21 protein-coding genes and 1 riboswitch are annotated in these 25086 nt (G+C 58.9%); of the genes, 6 read left to right on the top strand and 15 right to left on the bottom strand.

Features of this window, described 5'->3' with window-relative positions:
* Positions 1-67: 67 nt before the first annotated feature.
* Positions 68-985, top strand: coding sequence for a TatD family hydrolase (locus HRQ60_RS10160; protein WP_172195699.1), 918 nt, complete (start codon positions 68-70; stop codon positions 983-985).
* Between the two features lie 538 nt (positions 986-1523).
* Here the strand turns inward: HRQ60_RS10160 and HRQ60_RS10155 are convergent.
* The gene (locus HRQ60_RS10155) at positions 1524-2342 is read right to left on the bottom strand and encodes a purine-nucleoside phosphorylase (RefSeq protein WP_172195698.1); all 819 of its coding nucleotides are present in this window, start codon (positions 2340-2342) and stop codon (positions 1524-1526) included.
* A 335-nt stretch (positions 2343-2677) separates the two neighbouring features.
* On the opposite strand from HRQ60_RS10155, the gene HRQ60_RS10150 reads away from it, so the two are divergent.
* A complete protein-coding gene (locus tag HRQ60_RS10150) occupies positions 2678-2884 on the top strand; it encodes a hypothetical protein (RefSeq protein ID WP_172195697.1) in 207 nt (68 codons plus the stop codon).
* Positions 2885-2996: 112 nt separating this feature from the next.
* Here HRQ60_RS10150 and HRQ60_RS10145 read toward each other — a convergent pair whose 3' ends face one another.
* From HRQ60_RS10145 to HRQ60_RS10115, 7 genes are all read right to left on the bottom strand, one after another.
* Entirely contained in the window at positions 2997-3905 is a 909-nt protein-coding gene (locus tag HRQ60_RS10145) for a protein kinase family protein (protein ID WP_172195696.1), read from the bottom strand.
* 82 nt (positions 3906-3987) lie between these two features.
* Positions 3988-4737: an oxygen-insensitive NADPH nitroreductase gene (gene nfsA, locus HRQ60_RS10140; protein WP_172195695.1), complete on the bottom strand. Its 750-nt coding sequence runs from the start codon at positions 4735-4737 to the stop codon at positions 3988-3990.
* A 241-nt stretch (positions 4738-4978) separates the two neighbouring features.
* Complete coding sequence (locus HRQ60_RS10135; protein WP_172195694.1) at positions 4979-5248, bottom strand: hypothetical protein; 270 nt, start codon at positions 5246-5248, stop codon at positions 4979-4981.
* Between the two features lie 168 nt (positions 5249-5416).
* Complete coding sequence (locus HRQ60_RS10130) at positions 5417-6505, bottom strand: hypothetical protein (protein WP_172195693.1); 1089 nt, start codon at positions 6503-6505, stop codon at positions 5417-5419.
* Between the two features lie 239 nt (positions 6506-6744).
* On the bottom strand, positions 6745-9231 hold the full coding sequence (locus tag HRQ60_RS10125) for a heavy metal translocating P-type ATPase (RefSeq protein ID WP_172195692.1): 2487 nt from the start codon (positions 9229-9231) through the stop codon (positions 6745-6747).
* A 145-nt stretch (positions 9232-9376) separates the two neighbouring features.
* Positions 9377-9577 (bottom strand): copper ion binding protein, encoded by a 201-nt coding sequence (locus tag HRQ60_RS10120; protein ID WP_172195691.1) that lies wholly within the window; start codon positions 9575-9577, stop codon positions 9377-9379.
* Positions 9578-9890: 313 nt separating this feature from the next.
* Positions 9891-10220 carry a metal-sensitive transcriptional regulator gene (locus HRQ60_RS10115; protein WP_172195742.1) on the bottom strand — a complete coding sequence of 110 codons (330 nt, stop codon included), beginning with the start codon at positions 10218-10220 and terminating at the stop codon, positions 9891-9893.
* 355 nt (positions 10221-10575) lie between these two features.
* Between HRQ60_RS10115 and HRQ60_RS10110 the strand changes: the two genes are divergently transcribed.
* Together HRQ60_RS10110 and HRQ60_RS10105 are read left to right on the top strand one after the other, a co-directional pair.
* Positions 10576-11151, top strand: a complete 576-nt coding sequence (locus tag HRQ60_RS10110; protein ID WP_172195690.1) for a thymidine kinase — start codon at positions 10576-10578, stop codon at positions 11149-11151.
* Between the two features lie 176 nt (positions 11152-11327).
* Positions 11328-12173: an MBL fold metallo-hydrolase gene (locus HRQ60_RS10105; RefSeq protein ID WP_172195689.1), complete on the top strand. Its 846-nt coding sequence runs from the start codon at positions 11328-11330 to the stop codon at positions 12171-12173.
* Positions 12174-12326: 153 nt separating this feature from the next.
* On the opposite strand, the gene HRQ60_RS10100 is transcribed toward HRQ60_RS10105, so the two are convergent.
* The 4 genes from HRQ60_RS10100 to HRQ60_RS10085 all read right to left on the bottom strand — a co-directional run bounded on the left by HRQ60_RS10100 (position 12327) and on the right by HRQ60_RS10085 (position 17977).
* Positions 12327-12854, bottom strand: a complete 528-nt coding sequence (locus tag HRQ60_RS10100) for a GNAT family N-acetyltransferase (protein WP_172195688.1) — start codon at positions 12852-12854, stop codon at positions 12327-12329.
* A 184-nt stretch (positions 12855-13038) separates the two neighbouring features.
* Complete coding sequence (locus tag HRQ60_RS10095) at positions 13039-14898, bottom strand: ABC transporter substrate-binding protein (protein ID WP_172195687.1); 1860 nt, start codon at positions 14896-14898, stop codon at positions 13039-13041.
* 81 nt (positions 14899-14979) lie between these two features.
* A complete protein-coding gene (locus tag HRQ60_RS10090; RefSeq protein ID WP_172195686.1) occupies positions 14980-16515 on the bottom strand; it encodes an ABC transporter permease in 1536 nt (511 codons plus the stop codon).
* 19 nt (positions 16516-16534) lie between these two features.
* Positions 16535-17977: an ABC transporter permease gene (locus HRQ60_RS10085; RefSeq protein WP_172195685.1), complete on the bottom strand. Its 1443-nt coding sequence runs from the start codon at positions 17975-17977 to the stop codon at positions 16535-16537.
* 177 nt (positions 17978-18154) lie between these two features.
* Here HRQ60_RS10085 and HRQ60_RS23630 point away from each other — a divergent pair, with 177 nt between their 5' ends.
* On the top strand, positions 18155-20074 hold the full coding sequence (locus HRQ60_RS23630) for an ABC transporter ATP-binding protein (protein ID WP_246281257.1): 1920 nt from the start codon (positions 18155-18157) through the stop codon (positions 20072-20074).
* Between the two features lie 591 nt (positions 20075-20665).
* On the opposite strand, the gene HRQ60_RS10070 is transcribed toward HRQ60_RS23630, so the two are convergent.
* From HRQ60_RS10070 to HRQ60_RS10060, 3 genes are all read right to left on the bottom strand, one after another.
* A complete protein-coding gene (locus tag HRQ60_RS10070) occupies positions 20666-22183 on the bottom strand; it encodes an NAD(P)/FAD-dependent oxidoreductase (RefSeq protein WP_172195684.1) in 1518 nt (505 codons plus the stop codon).
* Between the two features lie 112 nt (positions 22184-22295).
* Positions 22296-22396: riboswitch (purine riboswitch) on the bottom strand.
* A gap of 180 nt (positions 22397-22576) precedes the next feature.
* Positions 22577-23566 carry a hypothetical protein gene (locus HRQ60_RS10065; protein ID WP_172195683.1) on the bottom strand — a complete coding sequence of 330 codons (990 nt, stop codon included), beginning with the start codon at positions 23564-23566 and terminating at the stop codon, positions 22577-22579.
* Positions 23556-24185: an RNA polymerase sigma factor gene (locus HRQ60_RS10060; RefSeq protein ID WP_172195682.1), complete on the bottom strand. Its 630-nt coding sequence runs from the start codon at positions 24183-24185 to the stop codon at positions 23556-23558. The genes HRQ60_RS10065 and HRQ60_RS10060 overlap by 11 nt, the downstream gene beginning before the upstream one ends.
* A gap of 172 nt (positions 24186-24357) precedes the next feature.
* Between HRQ60_RS10060 and HRQ60_RS10055 the strand changes: the two genes are divergently transcribed.
* On the top strand, positions 24358-24882 hold the full coding sequence (locus HRQ60_RS10055; protein WP_172195681.1) for a GrpB family protein: 525 nt from the start codon (positions 24358-24360) through the stop codon (positions 24880-24882).
* Positions 24883-25086: the final 204 nt, after the last annotated feature.

Below are 25086 nucleotides of genomic sequence, written 5' to 3'. Positions count from 1 at the left end.
AAAAAGGCTTTTTTCGGATATAAATTTCTGCCGTTTTGATCACATTTCAAAAGGAGGTTCATCCGCCATGACTGTCAAACTGGCCGACACGCATATTCATCTCGAGCAGTATGAGCCGGAACAAGCGTCCCGGATGCTGCGCGAATTTCAAGAGGAGGGCGGCGAGTTTGTCGTCGCCGTCTCGATGAACCTGGAATCCGCCCGCCGGACCGAACGGCTGGCGATGCAGGCTCCGGGCCTCGTGCGCCCGGCTTATGGCTTCCATCCCGAGCAGCCTCTTCCGACTCCCGAGGAAGAAGAAGCGCTGTTCGCCTGGATGGAAGCGCGGGCGGCCGCCGCAGGGCGCGAAGCGGCGGAACCGCAGGTCAGTGCCGCTGCGGCGCCGGCTGCTTTGAGCCGGGCGGAGGAGGCGGCTGCCTCTGCGCTTGGCTCAAGCCCTGCTGCCGCGCCCCGCATGGCGGCGGTCGGCGAAGTCGGCCTGCCGTACTACAGTCGGCTGGAAGCGGCCGAGCGCGGCGAGACGCTGGACGAAGCCGGCTATGTCCGCCTGCTCGAGCGATTCGTTATTTTTGCCGCCCGCCACGATCTGCCGATTGTGCTGCATGCCGTCTACGAAGATGCCGATACCGCCTGCGATCTGCTTGAGCGCCACGGGATCCGGCGGGCCCATTTCCACTGGTTCAAAGGTTCGCCCGCCGCAGTCGAGCGCATGATCACCAATGGATATTTCGTCTCCTTCACGCCGGACCTTCTCTATGAAGAAGAAATCCGCGAGCTTGCGTGCCGCTATCCGGATACGCTTGTCATGAGCGAGACCGACGGACCCTGGCCGTTCGAAGGACCTTTCGCCGGACGCGGTACCCATCCTTCCATGACTGCCGATGTCTGCCGCGAATGGGCACGGCTGCGCGGAATCGACGAATCCACCGCCCGCACCCTCCTGCTCGACAACGCCAGACGTTTCTATGCTCCCTTCCAGGATTGAGCAGCCGGATCGCCGGCTGTTGCTTGATCCTAATCCCCTGCGCCACTCTGATTGATCCAACAGCTTCTGCGCACCCGGCCTATCGCTTCAATCGCCCATATTCTAACGAATCGTCCTATCGCTATTTGCGGCTTTGCGGTCCAACTGGCATTCTAACGAATCCTCGTATCGCTATTCACCCGATTTGAGCGAAAACACCCGCTTTACGACCGATTAGCGATATGACGATTCGTTAGATTTGAAAAAAGCATCGATCTGCCCGTTTAACGCTCCCTGGATTCGTTAGCCGATTTTCGGCCGCCCGAGATAGACTGCCTACGCAAAAAAAGAGCCGGACAGCCGTTCAACCGGCTGCCTGGCTCTTTTCCAACTGCTCGCATGCTTTCCCGAACAGTTCTCGCGCGCTTCTCGCGCTCTTTCCGAATTCTTCCCAAGCTCTTTTTGAGCTCTTCTCGAACTCTTCCCGAACTCTGCTCGCACGCTTTCCCAAGCTTACTTCCTATTCTCTGCCGCAGCTCCTCCGCGGCTAACCGGCTGCTTACGCCCGGGCCAGGATTCCTTTGACCAGACCGACGAATTTCTCGCGCACCTGTGCGGCTACCTCGATCACTTCGTCGTGGCTGAGCGGCTGATCCAGAATGCCGCAGGCCATGTTCGTCAGGCAGGAGATGCCGAGCACTTTCATCCCGCCGTGAACGGCTACGATCGTCTCGGGTACGGTGGACATGCCGACCGCGTCGCCGCCGAGCGTACGGATCATGCGGATCTCCGCAGGCGTCTCGTAAGCCGGTCCGCTCCACCAGGCGTATACGCCCTGCTGCAGTGTCGTGCCCTGCTGCGCCGCCACTTCCTGTGCCAGCTCCCGCAGTTCGCGGTTGTAGACCTGCGAGACGTCCGGGAAACGTACGCCCAGTTCGCTGTTGTTCGGTCCGATCAGCGGATTGGCGCCGACGAGATTGATGTGGTCGCTGATCAGCATCAGGTCGCCCGGCTTGAAGCTCGTATTGACCGCTCCGCAGGCATTGGTCACGATGACCGTCTCGACGCCCAGCTCCTTCATCACCCGAACCGGGAACGTGACTTCCTTGAGCGAATATCCTTCGTAGTAATGGAAACGTCCTTTCATCGCGACGACCGTCTTGCCGTTCAGCTGCCCGATGACCAGCTCGTTGGCATGGCCGATCGCTTCCGATTTCGCAAAATACGGAATATCGGCGTACGGAATCACGACTGCGTTCTCGATCTCGTCGGCGAGTGTGCCCAGACCCGATCCCAGAATCAGACCGATCGTCGGTTGGTGCTCCGTCTTGGCGGCGATAAAATCGCGCGCTTCCCTAATTTCCTCTGTTTTTTGCATCCTGATTCCTCCTCGAATGGTGGCTTCCCGAACATTTTGCCGCAGCGGCGGGTAGGTTCGGCGAAGTCTTCTGCCCTATGAAGCATCCCCTGCCTAGACCAGTGTACCGGGAGAAACGCCCGCCTGTAAACCTTGTTCGAAGCCGCATTTTGCCGCGGGACTTTTTCTCATCAAGTTCTAATGTTCCTCGCCTGCCAAATCGGGTAACTTTGAAGCAAGAACCTGCAGCGCGTGAACGCATCCGAATTGAAACGCCCGCCTGTGTACTGCGTATACCCTTCATCGCCGCAAAGCCGAAGAGCACAGAGGCGACCACTTTTAAGGAGGAATCAGTCATGTTCAAGAAAATTGTCGATAAAATCATCCACTCCGCTTCGAGTTCAAGCCATAAACGCGGTTCCAGCAGTCATCGCGGACGCCGCCATCACGGTTCCAGCAGCCGCCCGAGATATTCGCGTTCTTCGTCTTCCGATTACCGGCACGGCGGGCATGGACGTCACGGACACTCCTATTACAAAAGAAAATCCGGAAGCTCCAGTTGATCGGAAACATCCGTATCCCTTTTGCCGGAAAAAACAAAAGGCCGTTCTCCTCGTCGATCTGACGAAGGGAACGGCCTTTTGGTTTTAAATGTGGAAACCCGCCACGCGGCGGTTAGAACGAGGGATCCTGCGGCGAGGCTTCCGGTCCACTGCCGCGGCGAATCTGCTCCAGACTGACCCGAATCGCACCGGAGGCTTCTTCCGTATCGGCAAAAGGAGCATCCAGACGCAGCAGTCTGCGCAGCAGCGAGGCGGTCGGCCCGGACAGCGAAAGCTCTTCTTCCCACGAGGGACCCTGCGCTTCCTGCCGGCCGGCAGACAGAAGATTCCCGGCAGCCGCTTCGGACGTATCCGGTATTTCCCGTGTCCCGCCCGGCGGCGTATACCCGGAATACAGCATATACAGCAGCAGATGGCCGGCATCTTCAAGATCCGATACGATGCAGGGCGGCACTCGACTCGGCAGCGGCGAACCGTCCGGAGCTTGGGCATCGTCTTCGCCGATCCGCCGGGCCAGCCCGAAATCGATCAGATGGATACCGGCGTCGTCCATCATCACGTTCGGAATCCGGATATCCAGATGCACATACCCGCGCCGATGCACATGGGCGATCCGGTCCAGCAGTTCCAGCGCCCAGCTCAGGCAGTCGGCTTCCTCGAATACCCGGCCTTCTTCGAAGATCAGATCTTCCAGCGTCCGCCCGCGCACATAATCGGCGGCCAGCCACACGCTGCGCCGATCGGCGAAGAACCCCCGGCAGCGGGGAATAAAAGGGTGGTCCATCGCCAGCAGCGCTTCGTTCTCCCGCTTCAGCAGAAAAGAAGCGAGACGGCGGCGGCTCGGCTTGGCCTGCTTGAGCGCCACCTCGCCCCCGTTCTCCCGGTCGATACAGCGGTAGCTTAGGCCGTAGCTGCCCATGCCCAACCATTCGGCCACTTCGTAACGTTCTCCGATCACGTCCCCCGGCTGCAGCGGATAATCGCGCCAGGCCCGGATAAATTCTTTGATGGATTCCAGCATCCCGTACTCCTTCGTTTCGCTGCGGCGCCTCTGCCTGGCAGGGCGCCGGGCGGGTCGGTTCGTTGACCGTTCTGCGCGAGCGTTACTCTTTGTTCAGACCTTTGCTCTCCAGAAAAGCCCGGAGCTGCATACGCGAAGGCGTGGTCAGCTTGACCGCCATCTGCTCCGACCAGGAAGAGGTACGCTGTCCGCCGGTGCGCTCCGTGATATAGCGGACCGACGTCTCGTCGTACGCTTCCACGCCGCGCTCGCTCTGCTCTTCGCTGTAGCCGTTCATGTGCAGCACCGCTTCGAGCGGAAGCCGTGGACGCAGGCCCGCTCCGTGCTGCGGATCGGGATAGCCGACGCACATGCCGAACACCGGATAGACATAGTCGGGCAGTCCAAGCGTCTCTGCGACCTGTTCGATCTCGTTGCGGATGCCGCCGATATAGACGATGCCCAGTCCCAACGATTCGGCGGCTACGGCCGCGTTCTGGGACGCAAGCGCCGCATCCACCGTCGCTACGATAAAGTTCTCGGCTGCGCCTTCGTACGAAGGGACGCCCGGAGTATGGGTGTCGGCGGCTTTTTTGAGACGGGACAGATCTGCGCACCAGACCAAGAAAATCGGACACTCGCGAATATAAGCCTGATTGCCCGCATGGGCCGACAGCTTGTTTTTCAAATCGGGATCGGTAACGGCAATAACGGTATAGGCCTGCACATTGCTGGAACTTGAAGCCATCTGGCCGGCAGCCACAATCGCTTCGAGATGCTCCCGGGCAACGGGTTGATCGGTATATTTGCGTACGGAACGGTGATTCATCAGCAGTGAAAGAGTATCGTTCATGACAAAATCCTTCTTTCCTTAAGGGAGTCGGTACGGACCCGTAACCGGCTGCACCGGATGCGCAGACGGGAATCCGTGTCGTTTCTATTATGAAACTCCGGCAGTCGAGGCGCAAGCATAGAGGCGGGCAGCGGCGGCCAAACCCCATTTTCGTCATTGCGTTCGGCGCGGCGGAAAACAAAAAAAGACCCCGGGCGGGTACGCCGGAGTCTGCCGGGCAGGAGAACAAGACGGTTTCCCGTCAAGGCTGCCGCTTCGGATTGCCGTTCTGCGGAAGATCGGAAGAAAGCGGATTCAAAAAGTCCGGGCGAAACTCTTCATGCGAAGCAGGGCGAAAGGAATCTCCCGAATCCGGCAAAAAGGCAAAAGGTTCCGCCGGCCGGTCAGGTTCGCTGCGAAAATCGGTACACGCTTCGGTCTCCCGAACGCCGGTCGGTTCGCGCAGTACCTGAATGAGCGCAAAAGCGGCGGTAAACGATAGATGGTGCGGATGTCGGCGGCTTTTGCTCATTCGATTCTCTCCCTTCGCGTGATCTTATCCTACATATCGGCTAAGCTTTGTCTATATTTAACGTTATCCGCCGCTTTTGACTCATGATTTATGGAAAAAAAAGGGCGGATTTCGCATTTTCTCGACACACTTTGTTCATTTATCTGCATTTTGGCCGAATCCGCAGCGTTATTCCTTCCATGCTTCTCCCCACGGATCCTGGGCTTCGCGATAAGCTTCAGCCGCAGGCGTTAGCTTGCCGCCGCAGTCGGCCAGTACCCGCATGTATCCGCGTAGGCTTCGGGCAAACGGCGACTGTCCGCCTTTGCGTACCTGGCGCTCGTAGGCCTTCTTCGCATCCGGTTCGATCCGTTGATTCCCGTAATCGAACAGCGGCACGTTGTCCGTACCGTACAAGGTGACATACAGCGACTGCCGATACATGCGCATCACGACTTCATTCTCGGGCGAGTTCGGATAGCTGTGCAGATAGAGACTTTGGCGCTCGGCCCGTTCCAGCAGCTCGGCCCAACTGACGATCAGCCCGGCATCTTTGGTCAATTCGCTTCTCGTCTCGTCGGCTCGGATCGTCAGATACGCGGCGTAGCGTGCGCTTACTTGCGAAGCGTATTTCCGGTAGCGTTCATAATCGATCTTCGGAAAATAATACCCCTCGGTGGTATCCAGCACATAACCCTGCGCCGCCATTTCTTTTAACAGCGCATCGGCTTTGGGTACTCCGGTGCGGACGCTGCGCAGCCAGCTTCCGTCTTGGCTGTCGAACAGATCCGTCTTCATCAGCGCCTGCTGCACGTTCTCTGCGCTCAATTGTTCATCTAATTCGATCAACCGCTTCGTTTGGACCGCTTCCAGGCGGCGCAGCCAGACGGTCACGGCTGCCGGCGAAGAAGCCTCCGCCCGCGAATCGATATAAGCCCACATGCGCGGCACATCGTTCGCGGCTGCCAGCTTGGCAAACGCGGAAGCGGCGGACGAAGCATTCCCCGATGCGGAAGCTCCCGATCGAAGCGGCAGCGCCGACGGCAACTCCGCGGCTTCGCCGGAAGCGGGCACTACCTGCGAGCCGGCTGCCTCGCGCCGGGGCTTGGTCCCGTTCTGCGGAGCCTTCGTTTCCCGTCCGCTGCCCGGCCGTTCCTGGCTCGCAGGTGCGGCGGCCGCCCGTTCCGGCGGCAGGACCGAACCGGTCAATGCCGTCATCAATGCGATCGCAGCCAGTGCGGGAATCTTCTTGCTTGTCCGGTTTCTTGTTCCGCTCATGCTGTCTCCTCCTCGGATGTGTTCCGCCGCTTTGCGCTTCGCTGCAAGCGGATACATGTTCTTTGGCGTATTATACGCGCCAATCGGGGAAACGGCTCGTAAATCCCAAAATTTAATGTGGGCTTAAGGTAGAGCCGGGCCGTACGGATCTGCCGATCAAAAAAACGTCACGGGAAGCCGGCCGGCTCTCCGTGACGCTTGGGTGTGAGGGGATACTGCCGGCGACGTGCCGGGGCAGGTCAGAGCTTTACCCGCTGCAGGCGCAGCGCGTTCAGCACGACCGAGACGGAACTGAATGCCATCGCGGCGCCGGCCAGCCACGGGGCCAGGAATCCGGCGGCGGCGATCGGAATGCCGATCACGTTGTAGGCGAGTGCCCAGAACAGATTCTGCCGGATGTTGCGCATGGTGCGGCGGCTCATCTCTATCGCGTCGGCAATCCCGTTCAGATCGCCGCGCATCAGCGTAATATCGGCGGCTTCCATCGCCACATCGGTACCGGTGCCGATGGCCATACCGGTATCGGCGGTTGCAAGCGCCGGCGCATCGTTGATGCCGTCGCCGACCATCGCGACTTGGCGTCCCGCTTCCTGAAGCTTTTTCACTTCGGCCGCTTTGCCTTCCGGCAGCACTTCGGCCAATACGTCGGCTTCGTCAATCCCGGCCTGCCGGGCAATGGCGCGTGCCGTCGCCAGATTGTCGCCGGTAATCATCATGACGCGCAGCCCCATGCCGCGCAGACGGCGGATCGCCTCGGGCGAAGATTCCTTGAGCGTATCGGCGACCGCGACTACCCCGGCCAGGCGGCCGTCTACGGCAATCAGCATCGCCGTTTTGCCTTCGCTCTCCAGGCGCTCCATGTCCGCAAGCGCCGGGGAAGCGTCAATCCCGCGTTCGCCCATCAGGCGGCGGGTACCGACAAGCAGTTCGGCGCCGGAGACTGCGGCGGCGATGCCGTAGCCGGGCAGCGATTCGAATCGTTCCGCCTGCGGCAGAACGATTCCGCGTTCGCCGGCTCCGCGGACCAGAGCTTCGGCCAGCGGATGCTCGGAAGCATTCTCTGCCGCACCGACGAGCGCCAGGAGTTCATTCTCCCCGCTTCCGCCATAGACAACCACATCCGTCAGTTCCGGTTTGCCTTTGGTAATCGTACCGGTCTTGTCCAGCACGACCGTATCGACTTTCTGCGCGGCTTCCAGATGTTCGCCGCCTTTGAACAGAATCCCGAACTCCGCTGCCCGGCCGGAACCGGCCATGATCGAAGTCGGAGTCGCAAGCCCCAATGCGCAGGGGCAGGCGATCACGAGTACCGCGATCGCTTTCTCCAAGGCTTCGGAGAAAGCGCCCGGCTCTACCGCGAAATACCAGACGAGGAACGTCACGGCCGCAATGCCGACCACGATCGGCACGAAAATGCCGGAGATCACATCGGCCATCCGCTGGATCGGCGCTTTGGAGCCCTGGGCCTCTTCGACGACGCGCACGATCTGCGCAAGCGCCGTGTCGCGGCCGACCTTGGTGGCCCGCATCAGCAGGGAACCGTTCTTGTTGATCGTCGCTCCCGTGACGGCGGATCCCGCTTCCTTGTCGACCGGCAGGCTCTCGCCGGTCAGCATCGATTCGTCGACGGACGAGCGGCCTTCGGTCACGACTCCGTCCACGGGAATCTTCTCGCCCGGACGGACGCGGACGATATCGCCGGGTACCACTTCGGAGACTTCCACTTCGCTCTCGACTCCGCCCCGAATGACGATCGCCGTCTTGGCCTGCAGCCCCATCAGGCTGCGGATCGCTTCGGACGAGCGCCCTTTGGCCCGGGCTTCAAACCACTTGCCGACGAGAATCAGCGTAATCAGGACTGCGCTGGTCTCGAAATACAATTCCGGTGCGCCCATCCCTGCCATCCCTTCCATGCCGGCCATCGCACCCGATCCGCCGTCGAGCTGCCAGCGGATCGACAGATAGAGGCTGTAGAAGTAGGCGGCCGATGTACCGAGCACCACCAATACATCCATATTGGCGCTGCGGTTGCGCAGCGCTTTGTAGGCGCCGACGTAGAACGGCCAACCGATAACGAGCTGCACCGGCGTTGCAAGCGCCAGCTGGAACCAGGGGTTCATGAACAATTCCGGCACGTAGAGAAACGACGTGAACGAGAAGTGGCCGGCCATCGCCCACAGCAGGGGCAGTGACAGCAGCGCGGAGATCAGCACCCGGATCACACGCTTGCGTTCTTCCCCGCCGCGGTCGCGTGCCTGACCGTCCTCTTTGAGTTTCGCTTCGTAGCCCAACTGCTGCACCTTGCGCATAATATCCGCCGGAGCCATGGCTCCCGGCGAGTATTCCACATGCGCCGTCTCCAATGCCAGGTTGACGCTTGCGCTGAGCACGCCCGGCATCCGGTTCAGACCTTTCTCGATCCGCGTGGAACAGGCCGCGCAGGTCATCCCGGTAATATCGAAGTCCGATGTTTCTTTGACCGTGCCGTAGCCGAGCGATTCGATCTTGTGCTCGATCTCCGCCGGACTCGTTTCTTTGGGATCATAATCGATCGAAGCTTTCTCGAGCGCCAGATTGACGTTGGCTTCGGCGACTCCGGGCATCCGGTTCAGGCCTTTCTCGATCCGGTTGGCACAAGCGGCGCAGGTCATCCCGCTGATCTGAAGCGTGGCCTGCTGCGTACGTCCGCGTTCGGGCGCAGATTTTGTTTCGGTGGGTACCGTCATCCTGTTAACCTCCTCTTACCATTTACCCCTAGGGGGTATATTTTATTGAAAATAAAACGGCCGCATTCGAGCAGGGCGAGCCGCACATGAAAGCAAAAATCCGGACGAAGCTCTTGTGAAGCCGCGTCCGGACGGCTCGATCGTCTTACACGACGTCGTAGCCCTGATCTTCAATCGCCGCTTTGATCGTATCGAGGTTGACGGCGGATTCGTCGTACGAGATGTCTACCGTTTTGGCGCCCAGATCCACTTTGCCTTCGGCTCCGACTTCTTTGACGGCTCCTTCGACAGCTTGGACACAGTGGTTGCAGGACATGCCTTCGACGTTAAGGGTTGTAGTTTGCATGGGTGGTTCCTCCTTGGGAGATTGGATTTGTTTGGTATAAAATGAAGCGTAAAATCAACTAGGGTGAAAGGTACTTTGAGCACGTGTTCACACCTTCCATCCTTCATTGGAATCGCTCCCGGGATACCTTGGATAACCGGTTGAACCGTCCGGTTTTCCAAGCTTTGATTGGAAGGAGCTAAGGGTGGGATGGAAGGTCTTTGGACCTTCCATCCTTCATTGGAATCGCTCCCGGGATACCTTGGATAACCGGTTAGACCGTCCGGTTTTCCAAGCTTTGATTGGAAGGAGCTGAAGGGCGGGATGGAAGGTCTTACTTCAACAGTTTATTCACGGTGATCAGCAGTTCATCGATCACTTCGGTCTCTCCGGCTTCGATCCGTTCGACCACGCAGCTCTTCATATGGCCTTCGAGGAGCAGTCGGCCGACGCTGTTCAGCGCGGACTGGGCGGCGGCGATCTGGTTCAGCACATCGTCGCAGTAGGTATCTTTCTCGATCATTCCTTTGATACCGCGAATCTGGCCTTCGACGCGGTTCAGGCGGGAAACGAGATTGTTCTTGGTTTGTTCGGAGTGATGGCTCTTTCTTGGCTGCTTGCCGTCTTCTCCGGGAATATGGCAGCTCTCGCTTGCGGGCGCCATCTCGGTGTGTTTCTGAATCGCCATAGGCTCACTCCTTCTTCGCTGCAGCTCGGTTCCTGTTGGAACGTCTGCGGCGAGCGGCTTTGGTTCAAGTTCTGTCCTTATCATAATATACCCCCATAGGGTATGTAAAGCCCCAAATTAAATTTTCTTCGCCAAGCCTTGTTTCCGCAGTCCGGATTCACGCCTTACCCCCGGAGGGTACCCATTCTTCCAAAAGGCGCACAGGTATCATGGAAGTTCATTCGACTCGATCGAGACAAGCTTCCGGAACCGCTTCATGCAAATTTCTTTTTCCCGGCTCCGCATTCCTGCTACAATGAAAGTCGGACTTTACAGCTAAGGAGCGAATACGATGGCACAGCTTTTTTTTAAATACGGGGCAATGAACAGCGGGAAATCGATCGAAATTCTCAAAGTCGCCCACAATTACGAAGAACAAAACAAAAACGTCCTCATCTTCACCTCCGGTATCGACGACCGCGACGAAGTGGGCCATGTCTCTTCCCGGATCGGGATGAAGCGCGAAGCGATCTCCGTGTATGCGGATACCGATCTATATGAAGAAGTGAAAAATTACCACGGACAAAAGATCAGCTGCGTCCTGTTCGACGAAGTGCAGTTCGTAACCAAAGAGCAGGTGCTTCAGATGACGCGAATCGTGGACGAACTGAATATCCCGGTCATGGGCTTCGGTCTCAAAAACGACTTCCGCAACGAGCTGTTCGAAGGCAGCCAATACATGCTTCTGTATGCGGACAAAATCGAGGAAATGAAAACGATCTGCTGGTTCTGCGAACGCAAAGCGACCATGGCGCTGCGGGTCGACGAGAACCGCAAACCGCTGTATACCGGGGAACAGATCCAGATCGGCGGCAACGACCGCTACTTCCCGGTCTGCCGCAAATGCCACGCCAATCCGCCTCTGTAACTGCCTTTTATCCCAAGGTCGCGGCGGCCTCAAGTTCGGCTGCAGTGTCCGCGAATTGTTCGTTTTGCAGGGCAATTGTTTGTGTCAGCACTCTTCGTAACGGGTAAAACAGGGCAACTGATACGTCTTTCGCTGTTTTCCTTCTATTTATTCCAACCTTACGGAGGTGCAGACTTATGCAGCCTTATTCCAATTCCGGTTCGCCGGATGCAAAACGTCCCGAGGACCGACTGCCCGAAGATGTGACCTATCTGCGCACGATGATTTCGAATGTCGTCATGGTCGGCATGCCCGGCAGCGGCAGGTGGATACTTGTCGACACCGGCATGCCCGGTTCCACGTCCAAGATCATAAAAGCCGCCAGAGAACGCTTCGGCAGCGAAAAGCCGCTGGCGATCGTGTTTACGCACGGCCATTTCGATCACTCCGGCTCGATCAAAGATCTAGTCGAACTGTTCCCGGATGTGCCGGTGTATGCCCACGAACTCGAACTTCCGTTTCTCACCGGCAAAGCCGATTATCCGCCGGGCGACCCGACTGTGGGCGGCGGCCTGATGGCCGCTTCGGCGCCGCTGTATCCCAATAAAGGGATCGATCTCGGCACGCGCGTCCAGCCTCTGCCGGCAGACGGGAGCGTTCCGTTTCTTCCGGATTGGCACTGGCTGCATACGCCGGGGCATTCGGAAGGCCATATCTCGCTGTTCCGCAGCCTGGACGGTACGCTTATCGCCGGAGACGCGTTTATCACGGTCAAGCAGGAATCGGCCTTGGCCGTGCTGACCCAGCGCCGCGAGATCCACGGTCCGCCGACCTACTTCACGCCGAACTGGGAAGCGGCCCGTACTTCGGTCGCGCGCCTTGCCGCGCTGCGTCCGGCTTCGGCCGTCACCGGTCACGGCGAACCGATGGCGGGAAGCGAACTGACCGAAGGACTCGAGCGCCTGCATCACGACTTCGACCGGTTGGCCGTACCGGCCAGCGGACGATACGTCGATTCGGCGCATATCGATCCGGAAGCCTGATTTCCGGACGACCCAGCCCACCCCTATTTTCTATCCAAGACCGGCAGAAGCTTCTGCCGGTCTTTTCGTTGCTGTTTGAAGAGGGTATGGCGGGCCCCAAGCAGACAGATCCGGAGATATTGAAGCGCTATCGCTATCGTACGTCTATTGCGCTTAAAATTCCTGCCGCAGAATCGAATAAAGTTCCGAATCGTGAAATTTGCCTTTGAAAAACAAATGCTCCCGCATCCGTCCTTCCCGCTGCATCCCGATTCGCTTCATCACATTGGCGGACGCTTCGTTTGCCGGACGGCAGGTCGCGTAGATGCGGTGTACGCCCAGTTCTTCGAAGCCGAACCGCAGCAGCGCAAAAGCCGCTTCCGACGCGTAACCCCGTCCCCAGAAGCGCGGATTGAACGTGTAGCCGATCTCCGCATTGAAGCCGGCTTTGTGAATGCCGCAGCCGCCGATCAGCTCCCCGCTGTCTTTTAACGTCACTACAAGTTCATAGCTCATCCGGGGCTGCTCCTGCCGCATCTCGATCATCTGCTCCACATACTCGCGGGTCTCTTCCTCCGTATTGGGCCCCCACATGGAGTGACGGACCACATCCGGATCGGACGAATACTCATGAATGGCGGCCCAGTCGTCCAGCACGGGGTCCCGCAGGATCAGTCTTTCTGTGCGGATCGTCGTTTGCATATTCATCCCTCCTCTATATTCAATTATGAAGCTCGGGAAAAAGACTGACAATATCGATTCGATCCGGCGGCGAATTCCTGTCCGGGCATTCGGATATAAAAACGGACAAACCCTTTCCCAAAGAAGGAAGGATTCGTCCGTTTGTTCGGAAGCCGGTCTCGTGATGAGCCTCTTTGTACGTTGTTTATTTCGAAGCTTCGTAAGCAGCCAAAGCTTCTTTGACCTTGGCAGGGTCCGCCGTCAGCACATTGCCGGTATCGACGAGCGGGCTGACCGTGGAAGCGGCTTTGATCTTGTTGCCTTCATAGAACTGCAGGATTTCGTCCTGGTTGATCGAGTACAGCACGGCTTTGCGCAGATCGGCGCTCTTGCCGATCGGACGGTTCTCCGCGGTGTTGAACAGCAGGTAGCTGACGGCGTTGCTTTCAATCTTTTGCAGCTGCAGCTTCGCGTCGCCTTCGACTACGGAGAATTTCGTTTCCGGCACGCCGTAATACGAGTAGATCTCGCCGCTGCGCAGAGCAGCCAGAGCGCTGTCGGCATCGGCAATAAAGCGGACCGAAATATTGGAGATCTTCGGCTCGTTCTCCGTGCCCGGCATGTAGGCCGGATTCTTGACGAACTTCGCGTCATAATCGTTCTTGGTCGTCAGGATGTACGGGCCGCTTGCATACAGTGTGTTGTTGTAGGCCGCGCCTTCCGTAACGGTATTCTGGTCGCCGTAAGGGATATCCTTGGTAACGTCGAACTTGGCTACATCATACGTGTTGATGCTTTCGACCTGCTTCTTCGAGACAATACCCGCGGATTGGTGACCCAGGTAGTTCAGCACCTGCGGGAAAGGCTCGGTCGTAGTCAGCTTGACGACCTGATATTTGCCGGATGCGTTGTCGGCCTGCTTCTTGTCCGCGACCAGTGCGGAGATCGGCGCGTCGAGTCCTTTCTCAAGCGCTTCGCGGACCGTTCCGCCGTCTGTCGTCTTGACGGAATCGAGTTCCGACAGATCGGAGACCGCTTCGACCGTCTTGATATGTTCGTGCAGCGAGTACGTGCGGTGATCCGGCACGGAGTCTTTGTTTTTCGCACGGTCCAGCGCGAAGATCACGTCGTCCGCTCCTACGCGCTCGCCGGTATCGACAGCTTTGCCGTCTTCGACTTTGGCGAAGTTGATATCGTCGCGCAGGATGAAGTAATAATCCGAGTTGCCGTCGGCGATACTGAAGTTGCGCGACAGCGAACCGTCGGAGGTGATCTTGTCGTCGTCGGTCAAGTTGATCAGACGCACGTACATATTCGTATTGAGCGTATTGATCGAACCGTCGTTGCCTTTGATCGGATCAAGCGAAGTCAGCGTCGACATGGCCTGTGTCAGCACCAGCGGCTCGGACGCATTTTTCGCGGCGTCTTTGAATTCGATATCTTCCCAGGCCAGGGCGCGGGATTTGGACAGGCGGACGGACTCCGGATTCAGGATATCCTTGTTAATCGCCTGGCTTTTGAGCGAGATGTACAGCGGCGCGATATACGCATTGTCGAAGACGAGCTTCTGCTCGAGTTCCTTATACGTCGCCACGTAATCTTCCGGCGACTCGGTCGCCGCTTTGTCGATCAGCTTGTCGATCTCGGAATCGGCCAGGATGCTGTAATCGCCGCCCGTCTTGAACAGCGAACGCACCGCATAGTCCGGGTTGCCGGTTACGGTTGTCCAGCTCGACAGCGCGGCGTCATAGTTGCCGGCGTCCTGCTGGGCTTTGAAGCTGCCGTAGTCCGGCTGCAGGTTCAGCTTCACGTTGAAGCCGTTCTTGGTGAGCTGGTCGCGGATGATATTAACGTCCGCTTCCTGCGAAGTCATCGCCAGCAGCTCGATATCCACCGGAGCGGCGGTTGTCGGCTCGGCAGCGGCCTCTTCGCCTTTGTTTGCCGACTCGGCGGCCGGAGCGGCCGTATCGGACTTCGTTTTGACCGACGAGCAGCCCGCCAGTACCAGAAGCAAGGCCAGCAGCAGTACGGTCAGCGTCTTGGTGAACTTGTAAGATTTACGCATGTTTTTCTCCCCCTCCGTGAGTGTGAAGCTGTATATGTTTGTCCAAAACCAGGCCGCGTTCTTGTTCCAATTTCTCCAGGTTCAGTCCAATTTCGGATCCAGCGCATCGCGCAGCCCGTCGCCCAGGAAGTTGAACGAGAGGACGAGTGCGATGATCGCAAGACCCGGATAGACGGCCAGATAAGAATTCGTTTCCAGATACGCGCTGCCGAGCTTCAGAATGTTGCCCCATTCGGGAATGTGCGGTTCCACGCCGAGCCCCAGATAACTGAGACTGCTGGTGGAGATGACGGCCGTGCCGATGGTCAGCGTCGCTTTGACGATCATCGGAGCCATGGCATTCGGAACGATATGTTTGAAAATAATCGACAGGCTGCCGGAACCGAAAGCCCGCGCCGCGTCGACGAATTCGTAGGTGGACACCATCATGACGTTGGCGCGCATCGTTCGGGCGTACGTCGGAATGGCCCCCACGCTGAGCGCGAGGATCAGGTTCATCGTGTTCGCGCCAAACGCCGCGATAATCGCGATCGCCAGCAGAATGCCGGGAATCGAATACAGGATGTCGAGTGCCCGCATGATGATATTGTCCGTACGGCGGCCGTAATATCCGGATACCGCACCGAGGATGCCGCCGATCACGAACGGAATGAGCGTGGATACGGCGCCGACGATCAGCGAGATGCGGGCGCCGAACACGATCCGCGAGAACAAATCGCGGCCGAAGTTGTCGGTACCAAGCGGATAAGCCAGGCTCGGCGTCTGCAGGATCGCGCCGTAATTGTTCTCGACCGCCATGCCGTAATCGAACGTGAACAAACTGGATACGGACAGCGAGAACAAGAAGAAGATGAAGAACATCCCCAGCATCGACGTTGTGCCTCTCGATAACCGGTCGATCGCGTCTTCCCATCTCGGGGAAGCCGGCGATTTCTGACTGCGGATCTTCGCCAGCAGCACGATGCCGAGCAGCAGCGCGAACAGATTGCCGGTCACCGCCGTCAGGATCAACGCGAGCGCGAGCCAGGTCATACGGGGCGGCACGGCGCTGCGCTTGACGAACGCGGCGATCAGGATCAGCGTCAGCAGATGGAAGCCGGCCACGATCAGCAGCACCAGCATGCCGAGCGGGAACGTATCCGCGACGTACGGCTTAAACAGGTTGAGCGCCGATACCGCGATGACGCCGATCTGGGTGAGCAGCATGTACCCGGCGAACACGTACTCCGGCGTTTTGACCTTTTTGATCAATTGGAACGCCGCGGCGGCGGCGAACACGTTGCCGGTCGCGAGGCTGAGCAGCTGCACCCAGCCGAGCGCCCGCGTTCGGTTCTTGATTCGCCCCGTGGTCGCCAGGTCTCGCCGGATCAAGAGAGCGATCAGAATCTGCATCAGCGTGAAAAAAGCGTACGCGGCGGCGATCGTCAGGAACGCAGGCTTGATCGTTCCGGCGGCGTAATCGAACGCGTTGGCCAGCAGGAGCAGCGTCAGCAGCAGCGAAGCGACCCAGGCGAAGCCGGCCTGCGCGTATTCGGACGAAGATTTGGCTCCGCCGGCATCGAGTCCCGACGGGGAAGAACCTGCGGCCGAAGGTTCGGTAACCGATAATTCGGACATTTCGCATGTCCCCCTTTGTCTAATATTGCTTCATCTTGGTCCGGATTCTCGGATCGATAAAGGCGTACATGACGTCGATAATGACGTTGACGAGCGAGATCGCGATCGCCGTGTAGACGACGCCGCCCATGACGGCCGGAATGTCCGGCACGAACTGCTTGTCGACGATGTAGCTGCCGAGGCCGCTGATATTGAATACCTTCTCCGTAATAGCCGCTCCGCCCAGCATGCCGCCGAATTGAAGACCGACCACGGTCACGATCGGAATGAGGGCGTTGCGTACCGTATGCTTCATTAATACGGTGCTGCGCCCGAGCCCTTTGGCTTTGGCGGTCAGGATGTAATCTTCGTTCATGACCTCAAGCGTCGAGGAGCGCGTCATCCGCGCCACCGCCGCCGTCAGGCCCGTGCCGAGCACGACGACCGGCATGATGAACGACAGTAGATTGCCCGGCGTATACGTCGCCGGCAGCCAGCCGAGCTTGATCGAGAAGCCGAGAATGAACACGAGGCCCTGCCAGAAGTTCGGGATAGACAAGCCGATCAGCGCGATGAACATGAAGCTGTAATCGAGCCAGGAACCGCGGCGCGCCGCGGACAGGATACCGATCGGCAGCGCCACCAGCAGCGCCAGCACCAGCGAGACCGAGGCAAGCGTCAGCGTGACCGGGAATTTGCGCATAATGGTCGAAGCGACGTCTTCGTTGCCCGCGAACGACTTGCCCAGATCCAGCGTCAGTACGCCGCGGATATTGTCCCAGAGCTGGGCCAGGTACGGCCGATCCAGTCCGTAGATCCGGTTAAACGTATCGATTTGCTCGGCGGTAGCCGTCTCGCCGAGAATATTGGCGGCGGGATTCATTGGAGACAGATGCAGGATCGTGAATACGAGAGCCGAGACGCCCACGACTACAAACAGCGTCATGAGCAGCCGTTCGAATATGTATTTCGAGTAGGCGTTGCTGTACAGAAGCATCAACGCAGCCATCGGCAGTCCGAGGATCGCCGCAAGTACCGCGAAGAACGGATTGCCGATCAGCGATTCGAACATCGCCGCGTAATCGCTGCGAGCCACGCCGCCGGTTCGGGCCCGTTCGGCCGTGATCTCGTCGGCCCGGGACTGCAGCCGTTCTTCGGCTCTGCGGTTCACTTCCCGCTCCGTCTCCTTCGCGTTCGCGGACTGTTTGAAGAAGCGCTGCTTCTCCGCCAACTGTCGGGCGAAGTCTTCCTTGAGTTCTTTTTCCCAACCGGATTGCCGAAGTTCCTCCAGTACCGAAGCCCTCAGTGCCGCATATCCGCCGCTGCCGCGCCGGGCAAGCCATACAGCAAGCACAATCAGGTTGACGGGTGCCCCAAGCAGCAGCATCCAGAAGCGGTAACCGGGAATACCAAGCATTTTGCGATACAGCCGCCCAATTGGCACCTGCCAGGGCGAACGTCTATTTTTTTGTGCCGCCTCCATAAAAAACTTGCCTCCCAAAACGTTGTAAATGTATAATTCGTTCATAACGTTTAATTCCGATTGAACTACTCGTATTTATATGTCGTATTTTAGGGTTCTTTCTCCCCTAAAGTCAAGACATCCGAAAACATTTTTGATCATGGAATATACTGGAATAGATAACGGGGGCCTGCGGGAATGGAGAAACTGTTGCAAGTCAGCAATCTGCGCGTATCGTTCGCGGCGCGCGAAACGGAGACCGAAGCAGTTCGGGGAGTCAGCTTCGAGCTGCGCAAAGGGGAAACGCTCGGGATCGTCGGCGAATCGGGCAGCGGCAAGAGCGTCACGGCAAGAGCGATCATGCGCCTGCTGCCGGAAGCTTCTTCGCGCGTCAAGAGCGGGGAGATCCTGTTCCTGGGACAAAACCTGGCGCAGAAAACGAGAAAAGAAATGGAACAGATTCGCGGAAAAGAGATCGGCATGATCTTCCAGGACCCGATGACGTCGCTCAATCCGACGCTGCGCATCGGCGAGCAGATCGCCGAGACGCTGCGCAAACACCGCAAAATGTCCAAGCGCGAAGCCCGCACCGAAGCGGTCGAAATGCTCAAGCTGGTCGGTATCCGCGATCCCGAGACCCGCTTCAATCAATATCCGCACGAGTTCTCCGGCGGCATGCGCCAGCGCGCGATGATCGCGATCGCTCTCGCCTGCCGGCCGTCGCTGCTGATCGCCGACGAGCCGACGACCGCGCTCGACGTTACCATTCAGGCGCAGATCCTGAATGTGATGAAGCAGATGCAGGAAAAGCTCGGCACGTCGATCATCCTGATTACGCATGACCTGGGTGTCGTCGCCGGCATGTGCGACCGCGTCGTCGTCATGAAAAGCGGCGAGATCGTCGAAGAAGGCACGACGGCAGAACTTTTTGCCAATCCGCAGCATCCGTATACGAAAAAGCTGCTGAACGCGCTGCCGCGGCTGGATGAGCCGAAAAAGCCCAAGCGGGCGCGGGCGGATGCTTCGGTCGGAGAAGCCGGCGGGGCAGGTGGCGGCTTGGCAGGAGAGGCGGCGGACGCGACCGAACGACGCGTCGAAAGCCTAAGCCGCAAGGCAGGAACGGCAGCGGACGGAGCCGACCGGCACGTCGAAAGCCGCCTGACGGAACAGGGCGGCGGGACGCAATCGCTCTCCGAGGATCGTCCCCTGCTCGAAGTCCGCTCGCTGCAGCAGCATTTCAACCTGGGCAAAGGCCGGACGCTGCGCGCCGTCAACGATATCAGCTTTTTTATCCGCGAAGGCGAGACGCTCGGCATGGTCGGCGAATCCGGCAGCGGAAAATCGACGACCGGCCGGGCGATTCTGCGTCTGCACGAGCCGACGAGCGGCGACGTGCTGTATCGCGGCATGGCCGTCAACCGGCTGTCGCCCAAAGAAATGAAGCTGATGCGCCGCGAGATGCAGATGATCTTCCAGGACCCGTATGCCTCGCTCAATCCGCGTCTCAAGATTCTGGACATTATCGGCGAAGCGATGGACGTGCACGGCTTGTCGCAGAATCCGGTCCAGCGCCGCGCCCGCGTCGAGGAACTGCTGGAGATGGTCGGCCTCGATCCGGCGTTCGCGCTGCGCTACCCGCACGAATTCTCCGGCGGCCAGCGCCAGCGGATCGGTATCGCCCGCGCGCTCGCGGTCGAACCGAAGTTCATCGTCTGCGACGAACCGCTGTCCGCGCTGGACGTGTCGATCCAGTCACAGATCGTGACGCTGCTGGAAGATCTCCAGCAGAAGCTCGGGCTGACATATCTGTTTATCGCGCACGATCTGTCGATGGTCAAACATATCAGCGACCGCGTCGCCGTGATGTATGCAGGCAAAATCGTCGAATTGGCCGAAAGCGAAGAATTGTACCGCAATCCGCAGCATCCGTACACGAAGTCGCTGCTGGCGGCGATTCCCGTCCCCGATCCCGCGATCGAAGCGAAGAAAAAGCGTGTGCTGATGGAAGAAGACGTCCGGGAAGACAAGTACGGACTGGAAGGTTCGGAGCTCGTCGAAGTATCGCCGGGGCACTGGGTGGCGATGCCGGCAGGAACGGCGGAATTGGCGGGCGATTGACGGGGTTAGGGCGGCGTGAGGCGAAAGGCCGGCGGCAGTGACGAGTCGCCGGTACGAGGGTGGCGTGAGGTGGCGGTGCGAAGCGTGCGAAAGTCTGCGGCGAGCTTCGGAAGCGAGTGCTTCGCATGAGGCTTCGGCGTCGGCGGGCGTATCAGGTGCCTTACCCGCCGCCGATGACATGCCGGCGGCGAAATAACTGCGAATCTACAGTTATTTCGCCTACAAAATTTCTCCCTATGCAAATAGGTGCAGGAATACATCTAATTGGCCTGTTTCCACCGAAATTTGGGCTTCAGCGGGCAAATAGATGTAGTAGCGCAGCTATTTGCGATTTTGGGCGCGAATTAGGGAAAATAGATGCTCTGGCGCAGCTATTTCTGCTAGCGCTCACGAAGGCGGGAAATGGCTGCGAGTTCGCCGTTCCTTTTGCCGGTTGGCCTTCAGCCGAAGGAATCCGTTCAGCCACGGGAACCCGTTCGCCAGCGCCAACGACAAATTCATCACAAAAAGGCCCGAATCCCTATGTATTTGTAGGGAGTTGGGCCTTTTCGCCTTCGTTCCGGCTGCCGAGACCGCTTCGGCCGGCCGATTCTAAGCCAGCGTCCGCTCCGCAGCCGGACGCCCGCCCGCTGCGGCTTTCTTCACCATGCCGCGCGCAATATGAACGCCCGCCGCGCCGGCCTGGGCCAGACCGCGCGTAATGCCCGCGCCGTCGCCGCCGCAGTAGAGGCCGCGGATCTCGGTCTCGAGCGTCTCGTCCAGCTTCGGACGGGCGGAATAGAATTTTGCTTCGACGCCGTAGAACAGCGTATGTTCGGACGCGATGCCCGGCGTGACTTTCTCCAGCGCTTCCACCATCTCGATCAGGCTCTTCATCGTGTTGTACGGCAGCACGAGGCCGAGGTCGCCCGGCACGGCTTCCTTCAGCGTCGGTTCGAGGAAACCTTCGCGAATCCGGTCCGGCGTGGAGCGGCGTCCGCGCAGGATATCGCCGTATTTCTGTACAATGACGCCGCCGCTCGACAGGTCGTTGGCGCGTTCGCAGATCTCGCGGGCGTATTCGTTCGGTTTGTCGAACGGCTCCGTGAACTTATGCGAAACGAGCAGCGCAAAGTTCGTGTTCCGCGAACCCAGTGCCGGGTCTTTGTACGAGTGGCCGTTCGCCGCCATGACGCCGCTGTGATTCTCCACCACGACGTGGCCGGACGGATTGCTGCAGAACGTGCGGACGCGCGTGCCGACCGACGTGTTGAACACGAATTTGCCTTCGTACAGATGCTCGTTGATCTGGCGCATCACCACGTCGGACGTCTCGACGCGCACGCCGACATCGACTTGGTTGTTGGTCAGCTTCAGGCGGCGCTTTTTGAACACCTCCGACAGCCATGCCGAGCCGTCGCGCCCCGGTGCGATCATGACGCGCGGCGCATGGTACTCTTCGCCGTTTTTGAGACGGATGCCCGTGACCGTGTGCTCTCCGCCTTCTTTTGTCGTAATCAGGTCGTCGACTTCGGCTTTGTATTTCATCTCGACGCGGGGTTTGAGATATTCGAAAATGGCCTTCAGGATCTCCAGGTTCTGCTCCGTTCCCAGGTGGCGGACTTCCGCACGCAGCAGCTTGAGGCCCGCCGAATACGCTTTCTGCTCGATATCGCGGATCGTATCGGTCGTCGGATCGGTGATCGACTCGGTCGCGCCGTGCTCCAGATTGATGGAATCGACATATTGGATCAGATCCAGCACCTGCGAAGGCGACAGATAATCCGTCATCCAGCCGCCGAACTCCGTCGTGATATTGAACTTGCCGTCGCTGTACGCGCCCGCGCCGCCGAATCCCGCCGTGATCGAGCAGGCCGGCAGACAGCCCGCAAACTCTTTGCGTCCCGCGGCCGGCGGACAGAACTGAACTTTATTTTCCAGAATCGGACAGCGGCGTTTGTAGATATCATGGCCTTTGTCGACAAGCAGCACTTTCCAGTCGGGCGCCTGACGCGTCAATTCGTAGCTGGCGAAGATGCCGGCCGGACCCGCACCGACGATAATGCAGTCGTATAGATTGGATGCTGCGGAACTCTGTTCGGTCGTTTCAAAAGTAAGGGAATCGGTCATGTGGGTAGTCTCCTCCTCTGATGGGCGCATACCGGGCTTCGGATTGCACAGACGGGCGGGCGGCGGCGGACAAGCTGCTGAACGCGCAAAAAAGCCCGACTGACGGCAGGTATGCGAAAAGCATCCTATCCGTAGCCGGGACTTTACGGTTCCCTGGTAGAGACTCCCGAACCTTATCTCCGGGAATATACGAATGATTATATGATTAATTATGGTATTGTTCGCTTTTCAACAAAACCAATCATACTTAATCCCCGGAGCAGAGTCAAGCCGAAATGTCCGTATTATTCGACTTAAACAGAAATATTCTCTTAAATTCGCCCGAAAAATAATTATTCTGTCATTTTCCCGAACATTCGATCATCCAAACCTCTTTTTTATCTACTTCGACCATCAAGACACAATAGGAAGAAGGGTGTCTTGGAATTTACCCATCTCGTCGAGTTCTCCCTCTTTGCGCGCAAATTCGACGATGAGTCTCGGATTCCCTTCGCTTTGGTCCAGCGTATACAGCACCCCGCTGATCTCGGTAAAGCGCGATCCGCCCGGCTGCTCATAGTCGCGGAATCGCAGCTGATCCAGCAGCTCGGCCCGCTGCGCCTCCGTCAAGTCCGGCTGCAGCACCTGCGTCACATAACGGACGACCGCATCGTTGGATTCGTTCTTGAACTGCCCGGCTTCGATCGGCGCTAATTGAAACGTGATCCGGCGCAGCTCGTCGTTATCGGCGTTCATCCAGACTCCGTATCCGTAACCGGCTCCTTGGGCACCGAATCTCTGCGTGGTGTTACGGAGTCCCGGAAGCGCTTGGCTGAGTATGGGATGATCGCTCACCGGCAGGATCAGCTGTTCCAGTTCTTGACTGGCTCCCGTCCGCCAACGCATCAGAAACTGTTCGTACGTCAATCCCAGCCGCGTGCCCGCCACTCCATGCGGGCCTTCGCCGCTGCGGTCTTCCTCTTCCGTCCAAATCGGCGGAGACTCCGCGCTCTTGTCGGCAGTCGGACCGGTTTCCAGGTTCCGATCGGCATTTCCGGGTTCCGCAGCCGGCTGCCCCGGTCTATCGGCCGATGCCGCTGCGGGAACCGCCCGCGACGACACTTCGCCCGGCTCCCCTCCCTGCGTCTGCACGATCAATACGGCGGCCAGCGCCAATGCCGCGCAGCCCGCTCCGATACCGCTTCCCCTCAGCAGCCGACGCCGGCCATTCCCCGACTCCCGGCGGGGCGGCTCGGCTTCGCCCGGCAGCTTCGTCCAGGAACGGATACCGGTCAGAATGCCGCTGCGAATCTGCTCCTTGCGCTGCGGGTCCAGCTTCGGAATATCGAGCAGCCCTTTGCCCGGCCCCCGTCCGCTTCCTCCCGTTGGTCCGTTAGTCCCCATCGCTCGCTTCTCCCCCGATCCATTCTTGAAATTCGCCGTTTTTGCGCAGAATACGCAGGGCCCGGTGGCTCACCGTCCGCACTCTCGCTTCGCTGCAGTCGAGCAGGGCGGCCGTTTCCTTAACGCTCAGTTCTTTTTGATACAGAAAAAAGATCACTTCCCGCTGCGCCGGCTTCAACGCGTCCAGCAGTCCCAGCACTTTCGCACGCCGCTCCTCCGTAAGGAGGGCCCCTTCCGGTTCGTCCGCCGCGGATGCATGCTCTTCCTTGTGGGACACGAATCCCGCCAGCGTCCAGCGCCTGCGCCGCAGCGTATCCAGAGCGGCGTTGCGCGCGATAGCCGTCAGCCAGGTTTTGGGCGAAGACTGGCCTTTGAACGCATGCAGATTGCGGTACGCTTTGATAAAGACTTCCTGCAGAATATCTTCTGCCTCGCTGCCCCGGTCCCCCAGCATAAAATACAGATACTGATGAATATCTTCATAGTACGACTCGAACCATTCCGCGATCAGCTGCTCCCCTTCGGATCCGTCCGCCGCTGCCGCCTGTTCTTTTGTAGATCCGTCCGGTTTCGACATAAGAATCGGTGCTCCGCCCCCGCTCCATATCCGCTCCGCCAAAACACCGCCTCCTTTCTCTCCTCTTTTTATATTAGACGCGGCGTGAACGCCATGTATGTCAGTTTGTTTCGCGGATTTCACAGGAATCTCTCTCCCTGCTGTCGAATAGTCCCAATCGGACGCGGATACGCCGGCAACCGCGGCTGTCCGCGAAGCGAGAGGAGCGATGTCCATGCAGGTTCGTCTAAGCGAGTATAACCCGGAGTGGGCGGTCGGGTATCGGGAAGAAACCGAATTCCTGCGCACCGTGTTCGGCGAAGAAATAGTGAGCTTCGAACACTTCGGCAGCACCTCGGTTCCCGGCATGAGCGCCAAGCCCGTCATCGACATGATGGCGATCGTGCGCGACATTGCGGCGATCGACGGGTACAACGCGCGCATGATCGAACTCGGCTACGACGCGGCAGGCGATTGGGGCATTCCCGGGCGCCGTTTGTTCCGCAAAGGCGGCGAGGCGCGTACGCATCATATCCACTTCTACGAGGTCGACAGTGCGCATATCGCGCGCCATCTGATCGTGCGCGATTACCTGCGGGCGAGAGCGGACGAAGCGCAGGCTTACACCGCATTCAAAGCAGACCTGGCTTCCCGTTTCGACGAAACAAGCGGCTACAGCCCGGCCAAAAAAGCTTACGTCGGCGAGTTGGAAAAACGTGCGTTGGCGTGGGCGGAAGCGTCCGAACGAAGCGTCGATTAAGGAGCGCGCATACGCCAAACAGCCCGGAACCAGGTCCGGGCTGTTTGGCTTTGCAGGCGGGGACCGCAGGAGAAGGCGGAGCGCTTAGCCGCCAGGCAAAGCTTAAGCCGACGACGGCATCTCGCGTCTCGCGTCTCGCGTCTCGCGTCTCGCGTCTCGCGTCTCGCGTCTCGCGTCTCGCGTCTCGCGTCTCGCGTCTCGCGT

The sequence above is a fragment of the Saccharibacillus qingshengii genome (assembly GCF_013185195.1).
GTDB lineage: Bacteria > Bacillota > Bacilli > Paenibacillales > Paenibacillaceae > Saccharibacillus > Saccharibacillus qingshengii.
This window is presented reverse-complemented; position numbering and strand designations above follow the sequence as displayed.

Bases quoted from the DNA above. Each gene is read 5' to 3' on its own strand.
- HRQ60_RS10055 (WP_172195681.1), top strand. From the start codon at position 24,358: ATGCAGGTTCGTCTAAGCGAGTATAACCCGGAGTGGGCGGTCGGGTAT.
- HRQ60_RS10135 (WP_172195694.1), bottom strand. From the start codon at position 5,248: ATGAGCAAAAGCCGCCGACATCCGCACCATCTATCGTTTACCGCCGCT.
- HRQ60_RS10150 (WP_172195697.1), top strand. From the start codon at position 2,678: ATGTTCAAGAAAATTGTCGATAAAATCATCCACTCCGCTTCGAGTTCA.
- HRQ60_RS10120 (WP_172195691.1), bottom strand. From the start codon at position 9,577: ATGCAAACTACAACCCTTAACGTCGAAGGCATGTCCTGCAACCACTGT.
- HRQ60_RS10090 (WP_172195686.1), bottom strand. From the start codon at position 16,515: ATGTCCGAATTATCGGTTACCGAACCTTCGGCCGCAGGTTCTTCCCCG.
- HRQ60_RS10105 (WP_172195689.1), top strand. From the start codon at position 11,328: ATGCAGCCTTATTCCAATTCCGGTTCGCCGGATGCAAAACGTCCCGAG.
- HRQ60_RS10160 (WP_172195699.1), top strand. From the start codon at position 68: ATGACTGTCAAACTGGCCGACACGCATATTCATCTCGAGCAGTATGAG.
- HRQ60_RS10070 (WP_172195684.1), bottom strand. From the start codon at position 22,183: ATGACCGATTCCCTTACTTTTGAAACGACCGAACAGAGTTCCGCAGCA.
- HRQ60_RS10155 (WP_172195698.1), bottom strand. From the start codon at position 2,342: ATGCAAAAAACAGAGGAAATTAGGGAAGCGCGCGATTTTATCGCCGCC.
- HRQ60_RS10110 (WP_172195690.1), top strand. From the start codon at position 10,576: ATGGCACAGCTTTTTTTTAAATACGGGGCAATGAACAGCGGGAAATCG.
- HRQ60_RS10100 (WP_172195688.1), bottom strand. From the start codon at position 12,854: ATGCAAACGACGATCCGCACAGAAAGACTGATCCTGCGGGACCCCGTG.
- HRQ60_RS23630 (WP_246281257.1), top strand. From the start codon at position 18,155: ATGGAGAAACTGTTGCAAGTCAGCAATCTGCGCGTATCGTTCGCGGCG.
- HRQ60_RS10125 (WP_172195692.1), bottom strand. From the start codon at position 9,231: ATGACGGTACCCACCGAAACAAAATCTGCGCCCGAACGCGGACGTACG.
- nfsA (WP_172195695.1), bottom strand. From the start codon at position 4,737: ATGAACGATACTCTTTCACTGCTGATGAATCACCGTTCCGTACGCAAA.
- HRQ60_RS10145 (WP_172195696.1), bottom strand. From the start codon at position 3,905: ATGCTGGAATCCATCAAAGAATTTATCCGGGCCTGGCGCGATTATCCG.
- HRQ60_RS10130 (WP_172195693.1), bottom strand. From the start codon at position 6,505: ATGAGCGGAACAAGAAACCGGACAAGCAAGAAGATTCCCGCACTGGCT.
- HRQ60_RS10095 (WP_172195687.1), bottom strand. From the start codon at position 14,898: ATGCGTAAATCTTACAAGTTCACCAAGACGCTGACCGTACTGCTGCTG.
- HRQ60_RS10065 (WP_172195683.1), bottom strand. From the start codon at position 23,566: ATGGGGACTAACGGACCAACGGGAGGAAGCGGACGGGGGCCGGGCAAA.
- HRQ60_RS10115 (WP_172195742.1), bottom strand. From the start codon at position 10,220: ATGGCGCCCGCAAGCGAGAGCTGCCATATTCCCGGAGAAGACGGCAAG.
- HRQ60_RS10085 (WP_172195685.1), bottom strand. From the start codon at position 17,977: ATGGAGGCGGCACAAAAAAATAGACGTTCGCCCTGGCAGGTGCCAATT.